General features: G+C 36.9%; 23 protein-coding genes and 8 pseudogenes. 18 read left to right on the top strand and 13 right to left on the bottom strand.

The window, feature by feature from the left end; genetic code table 11:
- Positions 1–4: 4 nt before the first annotated feature.
- Together ACZ8ZH_RS19360 and ACZ8ZH_RS19365 are read right to left on the bottom strand one after the other, a co-directional pair.
- Positions 5–2,345, bottom strand: a pseudogene (locus tag ACZ8ZH_RS19360) (hypothetical protein).
- Between the two features lie 12 nt (positions 2,346–2,357).
- Positions 2,358–2,822, bottom strand: coding sequence for a hypothetical protein (locus tag ACZ8ZH_RS19365; protein ID WP_235831650.1), 465 nt, complete (start codon positions 2,820–2,822; stop codon positions 2,358–2,360).
- A gap of 160 nt (positions 2,823–2,982) precedes the next feature.
- Here ACZ8ZH_RS19365 and ACZ8ZH_RS19370 point away from each other — a divergent pair.
- The 4 genes and pseudogenes from ACZ8ZH_RS19370 to ACZ8ZH_RS19385 form a co-directional block, all read left to right on the top strand.
- A pseudogene (locus tag ACZ8ZH_RS19370) lies at positions 2,983–3,102 on the top strand (cell filamentation protein Fic); the annotation flags it as partial.
- A gap of 349 nt (positions 3,103–3,451) precedes the next feature.
- Complete coding sequence (locus ACZ8ZH_RS19375) at positions 3,452–3,709, top strand: hypothetical protein (RefSeq protein WP_004726728.1); 258 nt, start codon at positions 3,452–3,454, stop codon at positions 3,707–3,709.
- 919 nt (positions 3,710–4,628) lie between these two features.
- The gene (locus ACZ8ZH_RS19380; protein WP_470247963.1) at positions 4,629–4,934 is read left to right on the top strand and encodes a helix-turn-helix domain-containing protein; all 306 of its coding nucleotides are present in this window, start codon (positions 4,629–4,631) and stop codon (positions 4,932–4,934) included.
- Positions 4,934–6,199: a type II toxin-antitoxin system HipA family toxin gene (locus tag ACZ8ZH_RS19385; RefSeq protein WP_000934717.1), complete on the top strand. Its 1,266-nt coding sequence runs from the start codon at positions 4,934–4,936 to the stop codon at positions 6,197–6,199. Before ACZ8ZH_RS19380 ends, ACZ8ZH_RS19385 begins: the two co-directional genes overlap by 1 nt.
- Before the next feature lie 533 nt (positions 6,200–6,732).
- Here ACZ8ZH_RS19385 and ACZ8ZH_RS19390 read toward each other — a convergent pair.
- A pseudogene (locus ACZ8ZH_RS19390) lies at positions 6,733–7,134 on the bottom strand (IS3 family transposase); the annotation flags it as partial.
- Between ACZ8ZH_RS19390 and ACZ8ZH_RS19395 the strand changes: the two are divergent.
- Positions 7,124–7,456, top strand: a complete 333-nt coding sequence (locus ACZ8ZH_RS19395) for an antitoxin Xre/MbcA/ParS toxin-binding domain-containing protein (RefSeq protein WP_058971433.1) — start codon at positions 7,124–7,126, stop codon at positions 7,454–7,456. The pseudogene ACZ8ZH_RS19390 and the gene ACZ8ZH_RS19395 sit on opposite strands and share 11 nt — an antisense overlap.
- 490 nt (positions 7,457–7,946) lie before the next feature.
- The gene (locus ACZ8ZH_RS19400) at positions 7,947–8,285 is read left to right on the top strand and encodes a hypothetical protein (protein WP_058971435.1); all 339 of its coding nucleotides are present in this window, start codon (positions 7,947–7,949) and stop codon (positions 8,283–8,285) included.
- A gap of 213 nt (positions 8,286–8,498) precedes the next feature.
- On the opposite strand, the gene ACZ8ZH_RS19405 is transcribed toward ACZ8ZH_RS19400, so the two are convergent.
- The 3 genes from ACZ8ZH_RS19405 to ACZ8ZH_RS19415 form a co-directional block, all read right to left on the bottom strand.
- Positions 8,499–9,446, bottom strand: a complete 948-nt coding sequence (locus ACZ8ZH_RS19405; protein WP_470247965.1) for a DUF3987 domain-containing protein — start codon at positions 9,444–9,446, stop codon at positions 8,499–8,501.
- 44 nt (positions 9,447–9,490) lie between these two features.
- Positions 9,491–9,844, bottom strand: coding sequence for a DUF3987 domain-containing protein (locus ACZ8ZH_RS19410; protein ID WP_470247964.1), 354 nt, complete (start codon positions 9,842–9,844; stop codon positions 9,491–9,493).
- Positions 9,845–10,050: 206 nt separating this feature from the next.
- The gene (locus ACZ8ZH_RS19415) at positions 10,051–10,230 is read right to left on the bottom strand and encodes a helix-turn-helix domain-containing protein (protein ID WP_043974900.1); all 180 of its coding nucleotides are present in this window, start codon (positions 10,228–10,230) and stop codon (positions 10,051–10,053) included.
- Positions 10,231–10,331: 101 nt separating this feature from the next.
- Between ACZ8ZH_RS19415 and ACZ8ZH_RS19420 the strand changes: the two genes are divergently transcribed.
- On the top strand, positions 10,332–11,180 hold the full coding sequence (locus ACZ8ZH_RS19420) for a hypothetical protein (RefSeq protein ID WP_058971439.1): 849 nt from the start codon (positions 10,332–10,334) through the stop codon (positions 11,178–11,180).
- Positions 11,181–11,448: 268 nt separating this feature from the next.
- On the opposite strand, the gene ACZ8ZH_RS19425 is transcribed toward ACZ8ZH_RS19420, so the two are convergent.
- Positions 11,449–12,621 (bottom strand): replication initiation protein, encoded by a 1,173-nt coding sequence (locus ACZ8ZH_RS19425; RefSeq protein ID WP_043972782.1) that lies wholly within the window; start codon positions 12,619–12,621, stop codon positions 11,449–11,451.
- 913 nt (positions 12,622–13,534) lie between these two features.
- On the opposite strand from ACZ8ZH_RS19425, the gene ACZ8ZH_RS19430 reads away from it, so the two are divergent.
- The 3 genes and pseudogenes from ACZ8ZH_RS19430 to ACZ8ZH_RS19440 all read left to right on the top strand — a co-directional run.
- Positions 13,535–14,311: a ParA family protein gene (locus ACZ8ZH_RS19430; RefSeq protein WP_004942653.1), complete on the top strand. Its 777-nt coding sequence runs from the start codon at positions 13,535–13,537 to the stop codon at positions 14,309–14,311.
- Between the two features lie 18 nt (positions 14,312–14,329).
- Positions 14,330–15,229 (top strand): annotated as a pseudogene (locus tag ACZ8ZH_RS19435) (ParB/RepB/Spo0J family partition protein).
- 148 nt (positions 15,230–15,377) lie between these two features.
- Positions 15,378–16,202: pseudogene (locus tag ACZ8ZH_RS19440) on the top strand (alkaline phosphatase); the annotation flags it as partial.
- A 15-nt stretch (positions 16,203–16,217) separates the two neighbouring features.
- Here ACZ8ZH_RS19440 and ACZ8ZH_RS19445 read toward each other — a convergent pair.
- A pseudogene (locus ACZ8ZH_RS19445) lies at positions 16,218–16,708 on the bottom strand (IS5 family transposase); the annotation flags it as partial.
- On the opposite strand from ACZ8ZH_RS19445, the gene ACZ8ZH_RS19450 reads away from it, so the two are divergent.
- The gene (locus ACZ8ZH_RS19450; RefSeq protein ID WP_168926899.1) at positions 16,661–16,840 is read left to right on the top strand and encodes a hypothetical protein; all 180 of its coding nucleotides are present in this window, start codon (positions 16,661–16,663) and stop codon (positions 16,838–16,840) included. The pseudogene ACZ8ZH_RS19445 and the gene ACZ8ZH_RS19450 overlap by 48 nt on opposite strands.
- Positions 16,773–16,946: pseudogene (locus ACZ8ZH_RS19455) on the top strand (IS6 family transposase); the annotation flags it as partial. The gene ACZ8ZH_RS19450 and the pseudogene ACZ8ZH_RS19455, both read left to right, overlap by 68 nt.
- Positions 16,947–16,978: 32 nt before the next feature.
- On the opposite strand, the gene ACZ8ZH_RS19460 reads toward ACZ8ZH_RS19455, so the two are convergent.
- The 4 genes and pseudogenes from ACZ8ZH_RS19460 to ACZ8ZH_RS19475 form a co-directional block, all read right to left on the bottom strand.
- Positions 16,979–18,130, bottom strand: coding sequence for an IS4-like element ISAbe18 family transposase (locus tag ACZ8ZH_RS19460; protein WP_058971770.1), 1,152 nt, complete (start codon positions 18,128–18,130; stop codon positions 16,979–16,981).
- 120 nt (positions 18,131–18,250) lie between these two features.
- Positions 18,251–18,553 (bottom strand): helix-turn-helix domain-containing protein, encoded by a 303-nt coding sequence (locus ACZ8ZH_RS19465; protein WP_001140620.1) that lies wholly within the window; start codon positions 18,551–18,553, stop codon positions 18,251–18,253.
- A pseudogene (locus ACZ8ZH_RS19470) lies at positions 18,546–18,902 on the bottom strand (type II toxin-antitoxin system RelE/ParE family toxin). The gene ACZ8ZH_RS19465 and the pseudogene ACZ8ZH_RS19470 overlap by 8 nt, the downstream one beginning before the upstream one ends.
- A 484-nt stretch (positions 18,903–19,386) precedes the next feature.
- Positions 19,387–20,477, bottom strand: a protein-coding gene (locus ACZ8ZH_RS19475) for an IS4 family transposase (RefSeq protein WP_470247926.1) whose coding sequence is annotated in 2 segments (ribosomal slippage) — positions 19,387–19,937 and positions 19,937–20,477 — 1,092 coding nt in all. Because the reading frame shifts where the segments join, the coding sequence is not laid out codon by codon here.
- A gap of 86 nt (positions 20,478–20,563) precedes the next feature.
- Between ACZ8ZH_RS19475 and ACZ8ZH_RS19480 the strand changes: the two genes are divergently transcribed.
- The 6 genes from ACZ8ZH_RS19480 to ACZ8ZH_RS19505 are packed head-to-tail and all read left to right on the top strand — an operon-like array spanning position 20,564 to position 23,841.
- Positions 20,564–20,800 carry a glutaredoxin gene (locus ACZ8ZH_RS19480; RefSeq protein WP_009499586.1) on the top strand — a complete coding sequence of 79 codons (237 nt, stop codon included), beginning with the start codon at positions 20,564–20,566 and terminating at the stop codon, positions 20,798–20,800.
- A 31-nt stretch (positions 20,801–20,831) separates the two neighbouring features.
- Entirely contained in the window at positions 20,832–21,272 is a 441-nt protein-coding gene (gene msrB / locus ACZ8ZH_RS19485; RefSeq protein ID WP_000483554.1) for a peptide-methionine (R)-S-oxide reductase MsrB, read from the top strand.
- A 21-nt stretch (positions 21,273–21,293) separates the two neighbouring features.
- Positions 21,294–21,539 carry a glutaredoxin family protein gene (locus ACZ8ZH_RS19490; protein ID WP_025467194.1) on the top strand — a complete coding sequence of 82 codons (246 nt, stop codon included), beginning with the start codon at positions 21,294–21,296 and terminating at the stop codon, positions 21,537–21,539.
- Positions 21,540–21,589: 50 nt separating this feature from the next.
- Positions 21,590–21,898 carry an antibiotic biosynthesis monooxygenase family protein gene (locus tag ACZ8ZH_RS19495; RefSeq protein ID WP_002122973.1) on the top strand — a complete coding sequence of 103 codons (309 nt, stop codon included), beginning with the start codon at positions 21,590–21,592 and terminating at the stop codon, positions 21,896–21,898.
- A complete protein-coding gene (locus tag ACZ8ZH_RS19500) occupies positions 21,895–23,169 on the top strand; it encodes an acetyl-CoA C-acetyltransferase (protein ID WP_000857678.1) in 1,275 nt (424 codons plus the stop codon). Before ACZ8ZH_RS19495 ends, ACZ8ZH_RS19500 begins: the two co-directional genes overlap by 4 nt.
- A 9-nt stretch (positions 23,170–23,178) precedes the next feature.
- On the top strand, positions 23,179–23,841 hold the full coding sequence (locus ACZ8ZH_RS19505; protein ID WP_001281573.1) for a peptide-methionine (S)-S-oxide reductase MsrA: 663 nt from the start codon (positions 23,179–23,181) through the stop codon (positions 23,839–23,841).
- A gap of 219 nt (positions 23,842–24,060) precedes the next feature.
- On the opposite strand, the gene ACZ8ZH_RS19510 is transcribed toward ACZ8ZH_RS19505, so the two are convergent.
- On the bottom strand, positions 24,061–25,038 hold the full coding sequence (locus tag ACZ8ZH_RS19510; protein ID WP_002119794.1) for a sensor domain-containing diguanylate cyclase: 978 nt from the start codon (positions 25,036–25,038) through the stop codon (positions 24,061–24,063).
- Positions 25,039–25,148 lie beyond the last annotated feature (110 nt).

The following is a 25,148-nucleotide window of genomic DNA, read 5'->3' on the forward strand; positions in this document are numbered from 1 at the left end:
ACAACTATTTTCGCTCTAAGTGTTTAATCGATAAAGATTTGACATTATCTTGCAATTGCTGGCGGGCTTGCTGTACATAGACATTCGGGATAAGTGAAGAATGCGGATGAAAAGCCTCTCGGTCACGTTGGTCATGACCATACAGGGCCTGAATTAAGTGAAAAGCTAATGCTGGTTTACCCTCTTGCTGCTCATGCATCAAAAAGTTCATGTCAAAATGACGTAACCAATTCGAATACATATTCTTTGGAAAGACTCCTTGCATATATGAATTCACCCATTTTCTCGATAAAGGGATTAACTTAATTTTCCTGCTCTGCCATTCTTTGACAGTTATCGGCAAGATATCTTTACTAAAAATGACCTTACCAAAAAGATCATTTACAGTTATCTTCTTCTTTGCAAAGACTTGTCTAAAAAATGAACCGTACGCTTCAATAATTTGTTCTAAAAAGGCAGTGTAATTTTGCAGTGTTTTTATGAAAAAATCAGATAAAGGGATAAAACGACCATCTTTTCTTGCTTTACTATTTTTTTTATCATTCACATATAAAAGCTTGAGCTCAACACAATAATCATCCAAATTCCCCAACAGGTTTTTTTTAGGCCGACTTGCCAAACTCAACAAACTGATATGCCACATCCAACACGCATATGCATTAAGTTGATTAATAATGTGCTTATCTTCTTGGATGTTTTCGTGACAATGTCTATGTAAAATATGGAATTGCTCTTTCACAAAATTGGGTTCAAGTGCCAGTTGGCTCCCTATCCTTCCTATAGATAATGCAGATTGCACTTTGAATTGTTGTTGCAATATTTTTAGTTCAGCCGTGTCTTCAGTAAAATGTGTGGAATGTGGTGTAAGTGCTTTTTCTAAAAAGGCTAGATATGTGCTACTGAGTTGAGTTTTCGGTAGCCCGCCATAATAGATACCAGGCATGTGATGCTGACTATCCCGCCCAGCAATTACATGAGCAAGATATTCATTATATGTTTCATAATATATATGAAAATATAATTGAGCCTGCAGTTTTTCTACAGTGATCGAACCTACAAACCGATTATCAAGCCAATTCTTAAGTTTCGTATTAATGTGTGTTGATGAAATTAGTGGATTCGATGCTTGTTCTATATAGTCAAACCAAGCAGAAGGTAAATGTAGTTGATGTGTCATCACTTCATTCCACCGCACATGATTTAAGCTCTTAATCTTCTGCTCTGTAATTTTAAGATTTAATTTGAGTAAATATTCGCGACGTCTACTTGAACCATTCTGGATCAAAATTCCATCTTGAATAAGCTCGTTAAAATCCATCAGTGCGACGGGTGATAATCCCGTCAAAAGTGACAATAAACATGCTGCAGCGATTGCAGCATCCCTCCAGTGCCCGGATAACTCGGTTCTCAACACATAAACAATTTGCTTCAGTATATCTGGCGCCAAATAATGTGGATTTGTAACAAAAGGAGCATGACGGCGTTGGCGATGACGCGTGTAATGCGCAACATAATCACTAATTATATGATTAAATTGTTTAGTCTTTTCATCTTCTGAATATAACTCTACTTCAGCGTCTGCAAGCTCAATTTCACCATCTTCATCTTTGTGAAGAGCGGCATCATGAAAACTGATTTTTGCGTTATATCCGACATCTTCTTGCTTACCTGATTTTATTTCACGAAATATTCTGACTTCGTTTTTAGTTGGCCATTGTAAAGCTTTCCGTTCTTTTGACTTACGTTGACGAAGAACAACACTACGATCATCTAGTCGTATAAATATGATCAATAGTGCCGATAAATATTCAATTACTTTTATTTCTTGAAAATCATTAATATTAAAAAGTTGATTACGATCCTCGTTTTTCAAGCTACGTTCGTACATGACATAACGATTTAATAGCTTACTGCATTCTTCAAATAATTCAGCATTACTAGAATGCAGCACATATCGTGATACATAACGCAAGAGATCACAGACCTGTTTTTTCTTATTCTCACCTTTAGGAATTTTTGAAAAATCTTGGTAATGTCGATAAGTTAAAAAACTTGCTTGCAGAATCAGATAACGTTGAGACGTTAAATTTTGCGTATTACTAGTATCAGGAGATGCAAAATAACTTAAACAAGCTAGCAAATAATAATTACCAATTTGCCTCGTACTAGATATATAGCCGTATATCTGTTGCGCCTTCTCATATAGCGCATGAACTTTTTCATACAAATCATCTCGATAGATCGAGAAATTGTGTATTCACAACTTCATCACGTAGCAGACAATAATCTTGTTGAAATTCTTCTGCTAACTCTAAAAATCGCTTTTCTCGTTCAGTCATTTGCATATTCATTTTCAATTAAATTTTTATCGAGTTGTATGTGTAAAATTCATTTAAATCCGCACAATTTGGTATGAGTTGATCTTTTATTGAATTTTTTGTCAGCTTAAAAAATCGAGCAAAAAATTTAGCATCCAGCTCTTTCTGAGCTTTTCTCTCAAAGCACAAGTGTTGCTGTGATTTTTCGATAAAATCATCAAGATTATGTATCAACTGTAAGATTGCAACATAATTAGAATGTACACGTAAGCATGGCTCCGTTTGCATTAATAGCAATATTTTTTGCCAAATTTTCACATAGATTATTTTGAACTTTGCTTGTACTACTACTTTCTGGCTCTGTTTAATCTTTTTGATTTTCAGTAGTTCTGAGTTAATTTTTACTATCTTAAATTGAACATTTTGTCGCTCAAAGCAAAAGGGCATGATAAATTGCCCCATAAATATCTCTATATTTTTTACTAAATAGTCAAATTTTAACATTTTTATCGATATAAAAAATGAGCATATCTTTGTATATTAAAATTCATTTAATTTATCAACTAAATTTTCTCAAAATTACAATTATCAACAAATACATATGGTTTACTTATCATGGGTGGTCTAAATTTTAAAAATTCTTCCACTTTTTTTTAGTTTTCTGTTAGATTGGTCTCGCATTGACTCTCAACAACAATGGATTCAAGCCAATATTGAAGGTTTTTATGGTAATTTAAATCCATTAATTAAGATTTTTGAAATATGCTTTATTCAAAATACCTAAAATTTAAGTAGTCGAAGCCCACAATCCTTAATGAGCCATCATCTTTGCTTCAATCCACTGATTAATTTCCCAAATAAACCAACAATCACGATTCTTAGAAATCTTAATACTCTTCGGGTAATTTAGGATCGTAATATTCAGATTACTTATCCAGAATTGAATAGATCGTTAACTTAGATAGACTTTTAAGCAATGTAACTTGCCGCATGTTTATCAACATATGTCTCAAAAAAGTCTGCCCATACATAGATTTATGGCGTTTAGTGCTTAAATTTCAGATTAATCTTCGTCTGATGACCTGAATGGATGTTACAGATTACATGCAGGTGAATTACTCTGTGGCTGTATCATGGCTTTTGTGCAATCCAATCCATTTGATCCGAATGTTCTCTTTTGCAATAAAGCAGCCTCTTCTGCTTTTCCTGAACCAACGAACTATGTCATTGATTTGATTCAACCGACAACAGTGATGCTGAATCAAATCTCCAAAGAAGGGATTAAATGCAAGAAATGTGGTAAGAAAAAGATAGGGGATGGAAGTTATTATCCGTCTAATTGGAACCAGCCCATGAGTCGAGATCAGTTGAGTAAGAATCATTTTAAATGAATAAGAGAAGGATGGCTTACCTCACTTCTCCGAATAACAATGCTATGCTTTTCAACCAAGGTTATAAATTGGCAACTACATTTCATTCTTCTTCATGCTGGTCCTATAGCCTGTAGACAATTACTACATCATTTGCATTCAATGCTCAATACAGCCTGTCAGCAGAACCGCAGCGATACTTTTTTTCGTGCATACATGTAGTGTTTAAATCCATTCATTTTTCAATGATCCTCTGCCGTTTATCACATTTATGGTCGATCTTTAACCTTATGAAAAATGCACATACCGATCCCTTCAAACTGTCAAATTTATGTATGCATGACATTTAAAGAAAATTATCTGATCAATTTTTTTAGGTAAAATTCATCAAGAAAAAGTTATTATTATTCATAACATCACCAATAACCACATAAAAACAATAATTTAATAAATTATTCTTCCAATTTTTTTATATTTAGTGTTATTACCTCTAAATCCATGTTTACCACCTTCTATTACATAAGTAATTTAGAAGTATCCACGATATAAATTGCTTGCCCTCACACCTCTCCCCTCTCACGCCCAAAAAATTTATACTGAAAGGCAGATTAAGCCCGTTCGAGTTACATATAGCCGCATGCTATATTGAAAGCATTAAGAAAATATCCTCAATATTTATAGGATTTTTAAAGTATGAACTAATTTTCGAAGAACCCTTTCTAAGTAATGTGACCTATTAGGAAAAATGAAAATACTGAAATCTCCGTATCAACAATCAGTCAAAGTACATCCTGATGATTTTCTGTAACCGATACCCAAGGACTATACCTACCCTTCTGATGTGCTGTGCAACAAAGCCCTCCTTAGCCACACTATAGCTATAGATTAATTCCATTATTTTGTGATTTAATTAAATTATTCATTCTTAAGACCCAATTTAATGGATTTATATTTCACTAAACCAGAAGAAGTTGTGACTCTTTTAGGTGAGCGTTTACGTAAGCAACGACTCTTTCTGGAGATGTCTCAAGCTGAGGTAGCAGCACGCGCTGGTGTCGGCGTGAATACAGTTTCGAATCTTGAAGCGGGACGAAATGTATCTGTTGAAAATTTAGTCCGTATTGCAATGGTCTTGGGTCGATTAAACGAACTTCAGGAACTATTTAAACCTCAGCTTAACAGTGTGAATGACATTCTTCACTATGAGAGTCAAAGTAAGCGCCACCGTATTAAGAGGAAGGGATAATGCTCAATAGACTTAATGTTTATTACAACGGTTGGGGCGAATCATGGTTATGGGGAACGCTGATTAGTTCAACAGCCACGACAGGTAGACCCACCATTGCTTTTGAATATAGTCCAGAAGCAATACAGCAAGGTGTTGAGCTCTCTTCTTACTTGCTGCCTTTAAAAGGTCTACCATTCAGACAAGGTTTTCCTACTCATCAAATGGGACTCCCAGGTCCAGTCTATGACGCTTTACCAGATGGTTGGGGCATGATGTTGATGGATCGATATTTCAAAAAAATTGGCTTAAATTCAGCACGAATTGGACCTTTGGAGCGTCTGACCTATATTAGTAGTCACGCAATGGGTGCCCTCTCCTTTGAACCTTGTGTTGCTGACATGCAAACCTCAGAAAATATCCCTTTACAACAACTAGCCCAGGAAGTTCAAGAAGTACTCAAAGGTGAAGGTGGTGAATTTCTACAGCATTTATTGGTCATGGGTGGCTCCCCTCAAGGTGCCAGACCAAAAGCGTTGGTTTACCGAGATCCTGTCAATTTAGAGTTTTCGACTCAAGATTCTGATCAACATGAAGCCTGGCTGATTAAGTTTCCTGCTCAGCAAGAGCATCCTGAAGTCTGCGCCATTGAAGCCGTCTATGCAGAATGTTTGCGACTTTGTGCAATTGAGACTCCAGATACCCATTTCTTTAATTTGCCCAATGGTTTAACGGCTTTTGCTTCTAAACGATTCGATCGTCAAAATGGTATGCGGATTCCAATGCAGAGTTTGGCTGCATATACAGGAGCAGACTATAAAGTTCCAGGTAGCCTAGACTATCGCAATTTTCTCCGGGCAACCTTGATGTGTACGCAAGATGTACGAGAAAGATTGCATGCTTTTAAACGTGCTGTGTTTAATGTGCTTTTCAATAATCGGGATGACCATACTAAGAACTTTTCATTTCTCATGGAGAAAAATGGTCAATGGAAATTGGCTCCAGCCTATGATGTGACCTTCTGCGAGGGTCCAGGTGGTTATCATCAAATGGACATTATGGGAGAAGCGCTCAATATTTCCCGAAATGACATACATAAACTCGGTACTTCAGAAGCTAATCTGACTACTCTAGAAGTCGATGAGATCATCTTGACCATGCGTGAAATTGCACTTCAATTTAGTCAAATTGCGCAGCGCCTGTATCCCCATCAAATTCGAGAATCTACCCTACAGATGATTCAATCACGGATTCAACAGAATATTGATTTTTTAACTGAAACCTAAGCGTAAATATAAACTAAGCGCCAACCATCAACTGCAAATAGACTTTGATATAGTTAGTCGCTACATAATCTGTAGAACCTGTGAATTAGCTCTCTTTATAATCACGAATATTAGATGGATCACCGCCAAGATATATTCTGCAAACGTGAAATCACTACATCCAGATCGAAAATCACTAAGAAAAAACTGTCACCAAAAAAAGGTCTGCACTATGGATAGATGCAGACCAAACTCTGGATAACTACCAGCACGAGAAATATGTCGCAATTTTGCATAGACATGAATTTGATAAAATCAGCCCAGAAAGCCAGAAATTCATAAAAACTATTTCATCAATCCCCTATAACTTAATCACGTTCATGGTCGATCTTAAATCTTGTGAAAAGTACTCATGCTGACCTAGCCAAACTGTAAAACTCATGTATTCATAGCCTTTAAATGAATCTTTCAATCGGTATATTTAAGGTAAAAACTAGTAATCAGAAGTTATTATCACCCCCATATAAAACAAGGATCAACTTAAAAACAATAACTTAGTAAATTATTCTTCCATTTTTTTTATATTTAGTGTTATCTTCGGCCATTTGATTTGGTGTCTTAAAACCCAAACCCTTTTGAATTCTTCGATGATTATAAAATAACTCAATGTATTTTATAATATCTGCTTTGGCTTCTTCTCTAGTTTGATAGTTGTAATGATGCACTAACTCATTTTTCAATATTCCCCAAAAGCTTTCAATCGGTGCATTATCGTAACAGTCTCCGCGCTTGCTCATTGAACCTTGAAAACCATATTGCTCAAGTATATTTCGATATTCATGGCTGCAATATTGACTTCCTCTGTCTGAATGCACAATCATTTCTTTGGTTGGTTTTTGATTGTGAATAGCCATATTTAGCGCATTACAAACAAGCTGTGTTGTCATGCGCTCATTTGAAGCCGTCTTGAAAACCGCGAATTTACTTGGTCTTAGCAATACTCAACTGGCTACTGTGATGGGTCTCGATCTCATGTCGATGAACCAAATCGAATTCTCAGCTGTATTAGAACCCGCATCCCCACAAGGTGAATATGGATTATTACTGATTCGCCTTTATCAAAGCTTATCTACGTTAACGGGCGGTGATTCTGAATGGATTGATTATTTTATGAATGCATTCAATACCGCAACCGATGGTGTCCCGATTCAGCAAATTCAAACCAGAGAAGGCTTAGAGAAAGTCTTAATGGTTGTTGAAGCCCTAAACAATCGATAATTTATTCATTTTATTCTTTTAGAGAATCACTTTAGATTTGATGATTTCTTATTTTTTACAGAATTATTGAGAGCTAAAAATTAAATATTTAGTCTATAGAGCCGTCCACAAGTACTGTTCAAAACAATATTCCCAGCCGTCAGAAATTTAAAATATCTCCAGCAGAATCAATAAATTATTTAATGTTAAGATATGTAAAAAGATCCAATCACTGCGTTGACAGCTCAAGTGATACCCAGTTAAGCTAATTGTACACAGCAAAATCTGTGTTCAGGCGTAGGAACCTGATATTATCGAAAGGTGCAAATAAATGTCGCACTAGCGACTATTTTTTTGCCTACTGTTTAAGCAGCCTTTATGGTAGCTTTGCAGGGCAGCCTTTGGCTGGCCGTGACCTTTCGAGCGGTATTTCCTACCCCTGTTAAAGCTACCACCATCACCGTAGGAAAGTGTTGGGGGTAAGTGTTAAAACTTATCGAAAGGAAAGACTATGAACGCAATTCTTCATGGTGCAAACACTTGCACACCTAAAAAACAAGCCTCGCAACTGATTGTTGAACTTGGCAAATCAATTTCAAATCCTCAGCGTCAAACACTCGCCAATCTTTATATTGCTGTTGACACTGCAAACTCCTTACTCAACGAGCTTGAACAAGCCCATCGAATCATTCGTCAATGCATGCATGAAATGAATGATGAACAAATTCTTGAAGTCGCAAAGCTCAATCAAAATAACAATTTATCGTCGCTCTGGGCATTTCGTACACATCCACGCCAAAGTATGATTGAGCGTGCGAAACGTGTGCTGCACGGAGCTTATACAAATTAATAATGCACTAAATTCTCTGAAATATTTGTGATTCTGCGATTATTTCCCAAAATCCTTGCTATTCCAATTTATTCATATCGCAAAGATTTAAAAATACTGCTGCGATTTAGTATGAACTGTACTAAATCGCAATCGGTAAACAAATCGCAACTCATTTGCGATCTTCAAAGCTTCATACTGTCTAATTTTCAAATAAAAGTCGCAATATCGCAACTACTTCAACAAAGCAGGATTTAACTCTAAATATGTCGTATTATTAATAATTTTCAAACGAATATATTTTAATTCAATTAATTCATTTAAACACACATCGAAATCTTTTATTTTCCTCAAATGTAATGGTGCACCTTTTAGTCCTAAATTTTTGAGTATTAGATTAGTATTTTTCTGTTTACATTTACGAATTAAATTTTTAATTAATTTTTCAGCATCACTTTCTTTATCTAATTCAATTTCTGTATATCGAAGCCACTCATTCAACGAAAATCGAATTACATCACAAGCAGCTAATAATATTTGTTTATTGATAAATGCTTCACCCTGAAAATAAGTAAAAACTGTAGCTAAACGCCGTGCGAGCTGACTTGCACGACTAGCAAAAGCTTGTAAATACTCATAACACTTTCCTTTCGCTTGCAAACTTTCAATTTCATTATAGAATGCAAGATCAACTTTTTTTGCTTCTTCATCGAGCGGAATAACATAACGTTGGTGGTCACTTGAATCATTTAACAAATCACTACAGCGTTCCCAATAAATTATCATTCTCGAGTCTGTGTTAATGTCTTTAGATTGATGTTCTTTATCCTGAAAACGCTGACCAGCTAAATTTTCAGGAACAGTAAGAATAAATCTTGCTAAAAAACCTTGACCTCTGAGAACTGGATCCTGAAGAGCTTTAATCAATACCTCTCTCTGGCCTTGTAAATTAAAAGTTAGTCGCACATCATAAGCTCTACCACTGCCATTTAAATTTGATTTTGATCTTGTTCGTTCAACGTATCCATCGTCGAATAGCTTTGTAAAAGTTGCCAAGGCTTGGTTACGTGTTTCGGATTTCATTGTATGTCCTGCAAAAAATTGAGCAGCTTCATCACTTGAAATTGAAACATTTGTAACAAAACCATCAATATATAAACCTAGTAAAGATTCAATCGTGATATCACTAAATACACTTGATGGATCTTTCGGTTCTTTAGTTTCAGCTAAACATGATTTATGCTCTTTTTTTCATTACCAAGAAATTTTTTCTGCCATTGCCGATCATTACGGCGATATCTATCATATTGTAGGCGTTCATACTCCTTGATTGAATGATCAGCAATTGTTTTAGCACTACTTTTTCGGCTTCCACTTTGTCCTTCACTAAGTAAAAATAGGGAACAAGGTTCGCCATCTTTAACATAAGGATGAGGTGCATTTACATTCCGTTGTGCAATATGTGAAATTGCGCCGATAACACATTGTGCAGCCATTGAAATAGGGCATTGAACATATTCTGAAATACATTTAATAGCCTCCCTCATAACTACTGGAAAGTGCTGGATCGGATAATCCAATTGTTGTTATTTTCATCAGACTTGCAAGAAGGAAGACTGTCTCCCCAATTTTCAGATGTAGTTATGAGTATTTTTTCATTATCAAACATTATAAGATCATCAACTTTTTTAAGAAAAATCTCCCTTACTGCTTAAAATTTATCAGCAGCAAACTTGAATTAAAGTTTTTGGAAGGGAGAGAGATTTAATTTTATAAAATCAAATAACTATTTGATTTCACCTGCAAATTTCAAAATTTCATTCCGATTCCAACGTAACAAGCGACCATGACGCTTTGGAAGAATTGGACCGGTCTCGTAGATAGCCCATTTTCTTAAGGTCTGAGGCTGAAGTCCTAGAAGTTTTGCTGCTTCTGCCGTAGTACAAAGTAATGATTCTGGCTTCATATCGAAGCTCCTTTAAATAACATTACGTATTTTTTAGTTGATTTATGCTGTATTGTTTATCTTCAAGTTTATTTGCTTAAGTTGACAATTGACCATAAATCATGATCATGAATGAAATCAAAACGTCTCGTATACGAAAAAATGCCATTAACTACCTAAGAACCATTATTTGGTATGAAAATATAAGTAGTAACGTGAGTATAAAACGTCGAATCGCTGTTGAAATTAATAAGGACTTTCGATTAGGGCCTGATCCAACCGAAACAGAAAATTTACTTTTTATAGCGAATGCGAATAGAGTCTCAGAATTTTTTGACCAACAAGAGTCAGCCATTTGGTATAAATATAGTTTAGGCACAACTGCACCAAATAAAAGTACGCTTGAGATTTGCGAGGTAAAAATTCCTGAATCATCTGTCTACTTTCAACATCCTATTTGGAAATTACTTGAAAGATTTCCAACACATGAAGATCTAAAAATATTCTATGCAACCCTACCTAAAAAAAATTTAGATTTTTTACTTAAAAAACTTCCTATGGATTTAACTCAATCTAATGCAGGTGATATTTGGAGACAGTGGGAGGGAAAGCCTCAATTCTTCATGCTTGTAAATTTTTTGGATTTTGTTGGATATATCGTATATAGCTATTACAAATGTATATACGAATTAAAATTTGAGCAAGCCAACAATGTACACAAGTTTTTAACACAGAATATTCAGTTTATTTTGGATAACCTTCGATGGTGTTCTGTCTATCTGTTGGATTTACTATTCTTGCATATACGACAACCGAATCAATCAACTATTACAAATTGGATAGAGTTAATATCTCATAGTGAAATAAAAGAAACGATTATTAAAGTAAGAAAAATGAAACGTTTCGTCCGAATGCAACAATCAATGGATGAATTTAAGAAAAAATTTATAGAGCTGCACTATTTAGAGTAAGCCTATTGTTAATCGATAAAAATAACCAATGATTTATAGTTGATTTATTTTGCTTACCATACGCTTACTAATTTTTTAAAATCAAAAAACCACTTACGATTAGTACACGTAAGTGGTTGTTTTATATGGTGGGCCCAGACAGACTTGAACTGTCGACCAACGGATTATGAGTTCATAGGTCTATTAATTAGCTATCAAAATATAACCTAAACTGATATCAAGCTTATTTTACACATTATCGTAAACAGTGTAGCAAGTTGCTACACTGTCATATAACTTCTTTTCCAAATATTTCATTCAATCGTTTTCTATTTTCTTTTACAAAATTTGGATTATTTTTTAATTTATATTTCATTTCTTTCTTAAATTCACTCATTGAACTGCCAGCTACAGCAAAATCCATTTGGAACATAATATCATTAACTATCACATTTGCTTGAGATTCAGTTAAGCACCCTTCTGTCTTAAACCACTTACTTAACTGTTTATAATTTGGGTCGTTCGCATAGATGTACCAAGACCTTACGGTCATATCGAACTTCGCACCTAATTCTTTAACAAGCGCATTATCATCAAAATTGACATCTAAATAGATTTGAGTCTTATCATTAGTATTAGATACAACAACTTCAGTGGCATGCCTATTAAGAATTTTAAATCGAACTCCGACAATAGGTCGACCTTTCTTGATGGTATCGTATTCTAATTGAAGACTAGTCCTTTCATTAATTTCTTCAATAATTTTGTCTAAAACGTATCGTCTAAAATCAACCCAACGATCGTATTTTTTCTCCCCAATATCAATTAATGCTTTGATATTCTCAAGTGAAAGTTCAACCTCATAAGAATCTTGATTAGCATACTTAAATTCATTTTTGATAAAGTATGAATACAAACTCATACTGGTGACAGAGTCCAAAGCAAATAAATCTTTCAATTGATAGGTTGTAAAATTTCCATTTGCTAAACGAGTAAAATATGGAAGTACTTCACTGGTGAAACGTATCTGCAAAGCATTTTTAGCATCATCTTCCCAACGGAGTTCACGAATAATTGGTACTACTGAGTGTACTTTTTTAACTTTACGCTTATTATCATCCACGGACTCTTCAATTACAAAATGGGCTACTCGTGATGATAATTCTTTATAAATACGATCAATAGCAACATTAATGGAATTCTTTTTATCTAATCCTAATAGTTCGCCTAAATCATCTTTATGCAAATATATATAAGTTTGCTCTGTAATTTCACGATCTTGATTATTCTTTTCACCATAATTCGCAACAGCCATCGCATAAAGTAGAGCTTTATACTCATTAGATGATAATTCAATTGGTCTAATCAGACGGTTACTAGTGCTAACTACTCCATTATGTCGAATATTACCAATACAATAAGGTAGATGTTCTAATTCTTCTGGTTCGTTGTGATTGCTCATAAGTGGAAAGATTAAAATATTTTCTACATGTTATACACAAAAGTGGAAGAAGATGCAAACCGCTCACTATTTTCTCTTCCTTACATTAAATTAACTCAGTTTATGCCCATCAAACACCTTAAGAGTGGAAGAAGTGTCACTATTAAAGTGCAATTTTGATACTATCTAGTCTTATGGTGGAATTAATATAAAATTAAACACTTTTAAGTGACAATTCTTCCACCTTTGATAATTCATCCGTATCGCTAAAGCAATCAATTTGAAAATAGGAATAGCCTACAGCACCACTAAAGTGGAATTAATCAACACATATTCCACTGTTAAAGTGACAAGCCTTCCACCATTCCGATATTCTTGACTATTAAACATCATGTTATCAATTAAATTTTATACAAATAGTTTATCCACAGAATAAAAAACATCTAATGACAAGTCTTCCACCTTTATTTCAATAAAAACAAACTTATCAACATCACAAGCAGTTGAATTATATTGTTTTAAATTAAAAAATCCACATTAAAATAAATCACAATGACAAGTCTTCCACCATAGTGACAAACCTTCCACTTATCGGTGACAGACCTTCCACTTATTAGTGACAAACCTTCCACTTAAAGGTGACAGGGCTTCCACTTATCAATGACAGGTCTTCCACTTATTAGTGACACGCCTTCCACTTTAAAAATTCTATCTATTTGTTTTTAAAAAAATAAAATTTGTCTAATTATAATTAACTAATTAATACTAATTAATAATAATTAAAATTAGCTAGCTATATTTTTAAAAAAAGTTAAGAAATGTTTTCTCCACATCTTTTGAATTCAAAAGATAAAAATATGACAAAGGAACTGTAGCAAGTTGCTACAAATATCTTTATATTAAATGAAATCAAAGTAAATTCCTTAAGACAAATATGTCAACTAAAATCATTGCTGTAGCTAATCATAAAGGTGGTTGCGGGAAAACAACTACTGTAGTACATCTTGCTTCAGAACTTGCTGAATTAGGAAATAAGGTCTTAGTAATTGATCTGGATCCACAAGCAAATGCAAGTTTACATATAGGATTAAGACACCCTAGCGAAGTTGAAACTACATCAGCGGAATTACTCATTGGTGATATAAGTTTATTATCAGAAGCATTAGAAGAAGAAACAAAATTTAAAAATGTTTCCTTAATATATGGCTCATTAACTCTTGGTAAAACTGAAGATCAATTGAAAGATGATGCACCAAGACCAACCGAGGAACTTTCAAATAAATTGGAAATTCTAGAAGGATTATATGACTACATTCTTATTGATTGCCCTCCGAGCTTAAAATTATTAACTAGCAATGCTTTAGCCGCTTCGACACATGTTATTGTTCCAATTGAATCTGGTTCACAATACGGTCTCTATGGTGTTACTGATTTAATTAATCATTTAAGTAAAATTAGAAGAGTTAACCCTGAGTTAGAACTCTTAGGTGCTTTATTAATTAAACATGATGAGCGTCAGAATGTATGTAAATTAATAAAAGATGAAGCATTTAATCAAGTTGGAGAATTATTGCATACCACAATTCCAATGAGCACTAAAGTTAATCAAGCTGCAATTTTGCAACAACCTTTATTATCTGTTGATAAAAACTCAAAAGTTCGAAAAGCTTTTGAAACTTTAGCACAAGAAATTGTTCAGCGTGTCGGATAATATAATTCTGGAAATACTATGGTAAGTAATAAAGAGCTATTGGCTAAACGTCTTCAGCAAAATACTCAAAAGCATCAACATGCCCAAAAGGAGCATATTAATGATGTCAAAGAGCTAAGACGTAATGTACAAATTACAGATATTCAGGCTAGCCCTAACCAGCCTCGAAAACTCTTTAATCAACAAGATATTAAAGATTTAGCAGCATCAATTGAGGAAATTGGGCTATTACAACCAATTGCAGTTCGTAGAATAAATGATAAATATGAGTTGATTGCTGGTGAAAGACGATTGAAAGCCCACCAATTTCTCAATAAGAACACCATTGAAGTAATCATTATTGATGCATCGGATGAAGAAGTTGCTTTATTAACATTAGCTGAAAATTTAAAGCGAGAAGATCTGACAGATTATGAAATATATGTTGGATTAACTTCTTTGGATGAAAAATTAAAAAAAATAAGCAGAAGTTAGCAAAGTCATTAGGTATGAATCGTGAAGATATGTATAAATATTTTATCTTTTGAAAAATTACCTGGAGAGTTGATTGAAGATTTGGAAAAACAGCCGTCATTATTAGCACGGACCGCTGCTACAGCAGTGAAAAAATTTCTATCAGATCATGAAGAAAACCATGAAAATGCTAAAGAAGCATTATTTGAAGCATGGTCAAAATTGCTTAAAAAAGAAGTTGAACAGACAAAACTGGCATCACTAGCTGAAAAAATCTTTAAGTCAAGAGAAACGAAAGAAGTAATTCAAACTTCAATTGTACATAAAATTGAATATGATGGGAAAGTTGCTGGTAATATCAAATTTGACCATAATACATTAAAGGTATCTTTAAAAATCGGACAATTTGATGATCAAAATTTAAAAGAATTAGAAGCTTTCCTAAAAAGAATGTTAGAAAAATAAAGTAAAAAAATAGTGTAGCAACTTGCTACACTATTTTTTGCAATTAGGAAAATTTATATAAGTAGTCATAATAATATTTTCATAAATTTGTCATTTAAATTGAATATTTAAAGCGTATTTTTCGACCATCCTAAGATGAGTCGATGCAATGCTTTGGCATAAGAAAAAATTTAATAAAAAATTAATGAGTTTGGCATGCTGTAGTTTGGGCACAGTTATTTTGATGGGCTGTCAAAGTCCTGCTTTAGTTCAATCAACTTCTACTTCAGTACAACCATCAAAACAGCCTCAACGTGTGGTTTTTTTCTTGGGAGATGGAATGGGTATCACGACACTAACAGCTGCACGAATCTATGCTGTTGGTGAAGACGGGCAACTGCCGATAGATCAACTTCCAGAGTCAGCATTTGTTCGTACTTTCTCAGAAGATGCACAGGTTACAGATAGCGCACCATCGATGGGTGCTTATATGACAGGTGTAAAAATGAAAAATGAAGTGATATCCATGCAGACTGGAACAATTGCAGTAGAACCAGATCAGGCTGGAAACCATCAATGTGGAACCAATCCTCAGAACCAGAATAAGCAAGACACCCAAACTTTACTCGAATTGGCCAAGGCACAAGGTTGGGGTACAGGTGTAGTCACGACAACTCGCATTACGCATGCTACACCAGCATCGACTTATGCCCATATTTGTCATCGTGATGCTGAAAATGACATAGCATCCCAATTAGTACCAAGTTCGCAAGGTGATACCTATCAGCGTTATAACGTCAAATTAAAAGATGGGGTTGATGTGATTCTAGGCGGGGGTAAGCGTCAATTTCTGCCGAAAGATCAAGGGGGAGAACGGATAGACCAACGGAATTTGATCGCAGAAATGCAACAAGCAGGCTATCGAGTGGTCTATGATCAAACTCAACTCTCCCAGATGAAGTTAGGAAAGAATGAAAAATTATTGGGTTTGTTTAGGGTCTGTTGAGAATTACCGAGAGTTAATTACACTCGCGCACAATTGAATCATGGCTTCAAAACTCGTATCTGTTTTACAACTACGCATCGCTATACGTTTAAATTCTTTTAACTTACAGAAATAGTTTTCAATGAGATGACGCCATTTATACATAGTCGTATCAAATGCTCTCATTACTTTTCGATTAGATTTGGGTGGGATCACCACTTTCACTTTACGTTCATTGAGTTCTTGGATGAGCCAATCTGCATCAAATGCTTTATCCGCTAGTAATGCTTGAAAATCAACATCTTCAATTAAAGGTTTGGTTTCTACTAAATCGTGATATTGACCAGGCATTAATCGAAACTTAATAAGGTTGCCTAGACTATCCACTAAGGCAAGAATTTTACAGGTCATTCCACCTCGAGATTTACCTATAGACTGTTTGAAAGTCCCCCTTTTGCACCTTGCCCATGTCGATGAACTTTAACAATCGTTCCATCAATCATGGCGTATTCCAAATGGCACTGTTGCAAATAACCACGAATGGTAAGCTGAAGACTGTTTTAGCTAAAGGTGCAGCATATGAATCCTTTCCATGGTCGGCATTTTCAGGGCGAAATCATTCTTTGGGCTGTGCGCTGGTATTGTAAATATGGCATTAGCTATCGTGAACTGCAGGAAATGCTGGCCGAACGGGGTGTGAATGTTGATCACACGACTATTTACCGTTGGGTTCAACGTTTAACAATAAAAATGGGAGCCTATAGCCATTGCTGTCCCACAATTTTTCACAAGAGGAAGCTCATTTGAGCTTCCTCTTGTTTTATGGGTATTTTATCGGGTGAAAATAAAGCTTTTAAAGTTCTTCTTTCAAACAAATTCACTTGAATTATTCTGAGTAAACGTTGAACTGTCCAACCTGTTTTCCCTAAATGTTGAGCGAAACTCACCAATAAATAGGCGATCATCGCAATCCAGATTTGTGTCTGAATTGCGTTCCTGCTGCGGCCTAGAAACGCTTTTAATTTGAGATTCTGCTTAATCGCCTTAAAGAACAGCTCAACTTTCCAACGATCTTTATAAATCGCCGCAATGGTGGAGGCGGCTAAATGAAAGTTATTGCTGAGAAAGCTAAAGTGCTTGCCACTTTGCTGATCTCTATATTCAATTCTTCTTAACACTGGGGCTTTTCTTTTTAGGGCATGTGCGCTATTCAGCTGAATGGTTTCATCTTTTAGAATACCTTTGGATTCAAGCACTGGATGTTGCTGGATCACCTGATACACAGATTTAGGCCTAAAACGTGTGACAAATCCAATGTTTTGAGCAGTCAGATTTGCATACCATTGGTAATCGACATAGCCTTTATCAAAAACTACAATGCTGCCAGCAGGAAACTGGAATTTGCGACCTTGTACCATGTCATTTTCTTTGCCATTTTCAACTGCAACAAACTCAGGAATATCATTGCTGTGATTCAATCCTATGCTGAGTTTCATGCTGGCTTTTGAGTCATGAACTTTGGCCCATTCACATAAGGAAAGCGACAGGTCAATATGACTGGCATCCAAGGAATACAAGGGATTTTTAAAGCGAAATTTATGAGCTACTTTTGAGTGTTCATAGTATTTAAGCAACTTGTAAAATAGCTGTTGATACAAGGCAGCAGGCTGCTGCTCATTGATTCGTGCCAGCGTGCTTCGGGGAATAGATTTTGCTCCGAGATGACTTAGCTTTTCCTGTTGGCACTCCAAATTGGATTGAATATCTCTCAGACTTTGCCTACAAGAGAATTGAGACATCAATATGGCAATAAACTGATCCCAACGGGAAGTCGCTCTAAATTTCTGTCCAACATGGTGTACTTTAGCAAGTTGTTCAAAATCCTGTCGCACAACAGGTTTAATTAGCTCATAAAATACGGTATTCTGATGTGACAAAACCTGAATCCTGGTCGTTAAAGTGTTTGTTTACACTCATATTTTAACTGTTAGGACTCAGGTTTTTTTATTTAAAGCAAACTATGGGACAGCAGTGGCCTATAGCTCCCATTTTTATTGTTAAACGTTGAATCCTATATGTTTTCCTGTTGGAAGCTCTACATCAATACGGAGCTTCCCACCCATTGCCTCAACATACTTTTTCATGGTTGAAATCTTAAGATCATTGCCACGATTTTCTATTGCTGAAAGCGATGGCTGTTTTATTCCCAAAGTTTCAGCAAGCTCTTTTTGAGAAATTTCGAGTTCTTCACGAATAAGATGAAGCTGATTTTCTAGCAGTAATTCATCAGCCATTTTTTGAATACGGGCTTGGCTCTCTGGAGAGCGGCTAGCTAACAATTCTTGCAGAGTCTTAGCCATTAGATTTATCTCCTAGGGTAGTGAGATGAAGTTGGTATTGTTCATCTGCAATATCCAGCATGTCTTTATAAAAACGCTTTTTACCGCCTTTATCAGCAATACATAGAACAATAGCCTGTCGTAAGGGATCAAATGCGAAGAAAGCTCTTAAGGGTCTACCGCGATGTTGAACACGCAGTTCTTTCATATTGGTAAATTTAGACTCATACACAGTATCTACTAAAGGACGGCCTAAACTCGGTCCCTGCTGCTGTAGAATAACCAGGGCAGCTAGGACCTTCTCTTGTGTAGGTTCATCTTGCTATTCAAGCCACTGATTAAATAGATCTGTCGTAATGACTGTCCACATACCACAACCAAAATATAGATTATAGTCTATATTTTAGGGGGCATTATGTTTGTTTTGCAAATGAGAAAGGATAGGCAATAAAAAAGCCCGACATCCTGTCGGGCTTTTCCATATTTGGCGCTTAGATCTGACTCCTGTCTGATCTCACGTTCCTTGTTGTTCATCTTATTCTTTTTATCTGGAGCATCCTGCTCTCTATGTCTTCATGATAGGAAATTTCCAGTATTGCGGATAGCAGCAAAGGGCCGAGATTGGTATGAGCCAGGGCTTACAAAATAGCCTAAATTTTATCCACAAAAAATGTGGATAATTTTGGACATTGAGGCATTGATAAAATTTGAAAAACCCCAAAACTGACTATTTTTTAGTCAAATTTATTGGCAAGAAGTATCAAAACCGCTCATAAAAAAGCCGACTTGTTTCAAAATCGGCTTTTTAGTCATTTTTGGATTTTTATATCTTTATTCTCTGTACACGACAAATTTCACAGAACCCTTATCCTATCAGGATTCTGCCTTCTTAAAATTGCCAAAATTTCCTTAAACTCTTCTTTTTTCCCAAAACCAATTAAACGCTGAATCGCCATTTGAACATAGTCTAAACCATAGCGAAATAAACTCATTGAGAGTCGTCCATGCTTCTTTATTTTTATCGCTTTTTTTTGATCATGTTGCCATTCACCTGTTAAATAGCACCAACAGAAACCGATAGCTAGCACTGCTATCAATTTCTTGACTCGTCCAGGGTCTGTTAAACGAGTATTTTCAAGATTGAATCCACGTCCTTTGAGACAACTAAATAAGGTTTCGATTTCCCAGCGTAATGCATAATCACGAATAGCAGAAGCATTAAACATAGGAGAAACAACAAGTAAAAGTTCCCCATCTTCTAATCGTAGCGCACTAATATACAGTTTCACTCGACCAACCCAAATACGTCGTTTACGACATTCAGTTTGACCAACTTGAAGATGACGAAATAAATCACTAATTTTATGATTCCTGGCTAAGTGATTGGTCACAATAAAGTTTTTTTAACACGTATACAGAAGTTGATGTCATTTTCAATTAACCATGTAAACCATTTCTCACCGATAAATTCTCTGTCTGCGAACACATTCACAATACGGTCTTTACCAAAAATAGAGATAAAGCGTTGAATCAAAGCAATACGCTCTTTTGTATCTGAATTTCCACGTTTATTGAGCAATGTCCAAACAATAGGTATCGCTATTCCACGATAGACGATGGCTAACATCAAGATATTGATATCTCGTTTTCCCCATTTCCAATTGGTTCTATCTAAAGTCAGTTGCACTTTGTCGAATGAAAACATATTGAAAATCAACTGAGAAATTTGACGATAATCAAAATACTGACCTGCAAAGAAGCGTTGTATACGTCGATAAAATGATTGTGGTAAGCACTTGATGGGTAAGGCTTTAGATGCAGAAGAAAGATTACAGGTCTGTTTTACAATTAATGCAATCATAATCAGTGTAAAACATTTTACATGTGACTTGTTCCACTTTAGATATTTGTTTAAGATGAGATGTAACTCATTGAAATGTGTCATCATATTCGTCGTCAGAAAACAAGTATTATGCCATTATTTCAATGAGTTATCTATTTTTGTCGTGTACAGAGACGAAAGAGGAAAAAATGAAAGAACTTAAGAACGTTGTCATCTACACAAAAGACCATTGTCCGTTTAGTAAACGCGTGAAGGAGTACTTAACTTCTGAAAAAGTTGATTTTAAACAAATTCGCGTGGATGACGATCCCAAGACTTATGATGAGTTGAAGAAAAAAACCAACCTTCAAACTGTTCCGCAAGTTTTTGTGGATGGAAAATTCATTGGTAGCGCGACTGACTTCTTCGCGTGGATTGATAGCTAAAGAACAAACCCAAAAATAAAGGAGCAAATTTATGTTCAACTGGGAAAGCATTAACAACTATCTCGATAACGGCACTCCCGCTCCTCCTAGAAAAGTAGAAAAGAGCGAGGAAGAGTGGAAAAAAATTCTGACGCCCGCTCAATTTAATGTCATGCGGAAGAAAGGCACCGAGCGCCCTCACACTGGGGAACTCTGTTCATTTTATGAGGCAGGACGGTATGCCTGCGCGGGCTGCGACACTGAACTGTTTGATTCGAACGTTAAGTTTGATTCGGGAACAGGTTGGCCGAGTTTTTCTGAGCCCGTCGCCGACAACGTAATTCAATATGAACTGGACACGACTTACGGACGAAGAATCGAAGTGCTATGCAATGTGTGCGAAGCCCACTTAGGGCACGTTTTTCCAGATGGTCCTGAGCCCTCTGGGGCTCGATTCTGCATCAACTCGGAGTCGTTGAAGTTTGTAGAGTAATTTTAGAAAATGGAGGGGGTCGTGGGGATTAAGCTGTTCGGTCATAAGGACTGCCACAAAACCAAGATTTACCAGTCGTACTTGAAAGAAAAAGGAATCGAGTTTGATTTTTTAGATGTTCACGAAGACGACGCGGCAGCTGATGAACTGCGATCCCTTTATACTACTGGAAAGTTAAATTTCCCGACAATACTGGTTGGGACAAAGAAGCTGAGAAACCCCAAGTTCAAGGATCTCGACAAGTGGTTGGAAGCTTCGATGAAATAACGAGATCTTTTTTTTGAGGATTGTAATTAGCTTAGTAAGGAGTCAGATCAATGATTATAGCAGTTTTCCGCAGTCGTGTTGCCAAGGAGCACGGTGGGGAGTTTGAAAGAAGATACGCCGAGATGTCCGCGCTTGTCGAAGCCATTCCTGGTTACGGAAGCCATGAGCGGTTTTCTTCTCCTAACGGTGAAGATGTTCTAATTGTCGAGTTCCTTACCAGAGAAGCTTTCGATGCTTGGGATAAGCATCCCGAACACAAAAAAGCCAAGATGCTTGGCAAAGACTACATTTTTGAATCGTACGACGTGAAGGTCGGAGAAGTTTTTGAACGGCACACAAAGCCGGAGGTGAAATTATGAAAACGAGAAACGTTTATATCGTAGGTGGAGCTCGGATTCCATTTATGAAATCTATGACCGCATATCGAGACGTCTCAAGTGAAGAACTAATGACGGCGAGCCTAAAGAGTTTAGTTGATAGATATAACTTGGAAGGAAAAACTGTGGGCGATGTAGCCTTAGGAGCTGTCATGCACAGCTCGGCTAACTGGAATTTGGCTCGTGAAGTCGTTCAATCCTCCGGTTTGCATCCAAACACTCCGGCATATAACGTGCAACGTGCTTGCGGAACGAGCTTGGAAAATACGATTCAGATTGCTCACAAAATTTCTAGCCACCAAATTGAAAGTGGCATTGCGGGCGGTGTTGATAGCAACAGCGATTTGCCCATTATGGTTAGTCGAACTTTCGCAAGAAAATTGATTGCGTTGAATTCTGCCAGAACGCTTGGTGAGAAAGTAAAAATCATTTTAGGAATTAAACCTAGCGATCTAAAGCCAGTGTTGCCCGCAGTGGTTGAGCCACGCACCGGAAAATCAATGGGTGAGCATTGCGAACTCATGGTTAAAGAGTGGAATATTTCTCGCCAAGAGCAAGATGAGTTAGCGCTGGCAAGTCACAGAAATGCAGCTCAAGCATATAAAGATGGGTTTTATGATGATCTCGTCTTTCCATTCCAAGGAAATAAGACCGATGGAATTTTGCGTGCTGATACAACTTTGGAAAAATTGTCGAAGTTAAAACCTGTTTTTGATAAATCAGAAAAAGGGACTTTGACGGCGGGAAATTCAAGCTCGCTCACAGATGGCTCATCCACCGTTCTTTTGGCTTCCGAAGAAGAGGCTAAAAAGAATAATTGGCCGCTGTTGGCCAAGATTGTGGATTCTCATACTTCTGCCGTGGATTACGTCGCTGGCGAAGGTTTGCTCATGGCTCCAACTGTGGCGGTCAGTGAATTATTGAAGCGAAACGGCTTAAAGCTTCAGGATTTTGATTTTTACGAAATTCACGAGGCGTTCGCTGGACAAGTGCTCTGCACGATGAAGGCGTGGGAGTCTGCTGAATACTGCAAAACACGTTTGGGACGATCAGAGCCTCTCGGAAAAATTGACCGCTCGAAGCTAAATGTCCGTGGAAGTAGCATTGCCCTTGGGCATCCGTTTGCGGCTACTGGCGCTAAGATCGTCGGAGTTTTAGCAAAGATACTGCACTCAGCTGGTCCTGGAAAACGTGGCCTTATCGTCGTTTGCACGGCGGGAGGAATGGGAGTGGCTACAATTCTTGAAAGTTAGGAGAAAAATATGTCGGATCTAAAAATGAATAAAGAAGACGGTGTTGAAAGCTATGAATTTGCAACCCCTGAAGCAATCGAAGAAGCATTGAAAATCGGGAAGCTTAGTCAAACGGTTTTCGGCATGGGTTGCTTTTGGGGACCGGATTCTAATTTTGGAGGGACGCAGGGAGTAGTGCAAACACGTGTTGGCTACGCTGGAGCATCAACTCTGGATCCGAGTTACCGCAACATCAACGGACACGCCGAAGTCGTCAGAGTGATCTACGATAAAGACCAAATCAGCTACAGGGAACTTCTTGGAAGTTTTGAATCATGGTCTGTTCATGGTAGAAAGCAGGGCCAGTATCGCCAGATACTTTTTGTTTTTGATCTGGAGCAAAAACAAGTAGCTGAAGAACTGATTCAAGCGATTGGAAAGGAGAAATCTCCCGAGGTGATTGAGGCCGGAGAACAAAATGGTTATTTTTGGCCCGCCGAAGATTACCATCAAAAGCATCGTCTTCGCAGAAACAAACAGCTTGTAAGTCTTGCAGAAGTAGATTTCGGTCCTCGCTGGGATGAACATCTGTATTTTACTAAATTAAATAGTACCGATAGAAAAGGCTTCAGTCTCTCAAGCTGGCTAAAAAAGTTGTCTCCGGAAATGCAGAAAGCTTACCGAATCGGTTAATCTGAAATTGCAGCTGGCTAAAGAACTCTATTTTCTATATGTAAAGAATGTGACGATCTCCTTCACATGGAGTCCAAGAGAGCATAAAAAATCTGTGTAAGTCGCATTACCCATGTATTTGAAAGGAATAAATAATGCCAATATCAGACCAGCTTATCGACCGAAGCAAGACCTCAGTTTTTATGAGGTCTTGAGATCAGCGCAGCATGAACAGATCTCTTACAGTGTGGCGAACACACTGGTTTGATTGCGGCCTTGGGTTTTAGCTTTGTATAACATCTGATCGGCGACTTCGAGCAACTGCTTTTTGTCGTCAAATAAATCAGCGCTGGCCAAACCTATGCTGACCGTTAATTGTCGTAATAACCACTCATGGTTAGCCACTACCAGCCTTAACTTTTCCAGTGTTTTATTTGCGGACGCTGTGTCTGTGCCTGGCAGGATCAGCACAAACTCTTCACCACCATAACGGGCGAAAAAGTCATAGTTCCTGCTATGGCGCTGAAACAGAGCCGCGACTTGACTCAGTGCCTCATCTCCTGCGGCATGACCATAGCTGTCGTTAAAACTCTTAAAGTGATCAATATCAATCAATGCCAGTACAAAAGATTGTCCTGTTCTTTGCCAGCGAGCAAATTCAGCTTCAAACTTGAGGTCAAAAGCTCTTCTGTTGTTCACCCCTGTCAGCGCATCCGTCATGCTGGTATTATGTAATTGTTCGCCGACTTTTTTCAGCTCCAGTATGGCGATCACTTGTCTGGACAGAGCCTGCAAAGAGCTTATCTGCCGCTGGTTCAGCTGCTTAGGAACATGATCATAGACACAAATAGTACCAATCACTGCACCTTCGGGATCAATCAGCGGCGAGCCAGCATAAAATCGGTAGCCAGGTCCTGAAATCACCATAGCATTGGTACTGAATCTGTGATCTAAAGTAGCGTCAGGGACCACCATTACCGCATCAGGTGTTTCCATTGCATACACGCAAAAGGACTCTTTAATTAATACAGAGGTACGCGAAATACCAACTTTTGCAATTAGATTCAGCTTTGTGTCATCGGTTCGCGTCACCATAGCCACTGGTGCATCACAGATATAACACGCCAGTTCAGTGATATCCCGCAGGTTCTGATCTGCTTCAGCAGGTGCTTTTAGTGTGGTTTCTGCACTAGCTGTTTGAGCTAAACTAAAGGTCATGTACTTCTCCGTTTTTCTACTGCATTTTTCAAAGATCCTGCATAGAAAAATGAATTAAATCGTTGATTTAACTCTAGCATAGATCTGTCAGACTTGAAGTTATCTCTGTA

It is taken from the genome of Acinetobacter sp. SW-226 (assembly GCF_055632855.1).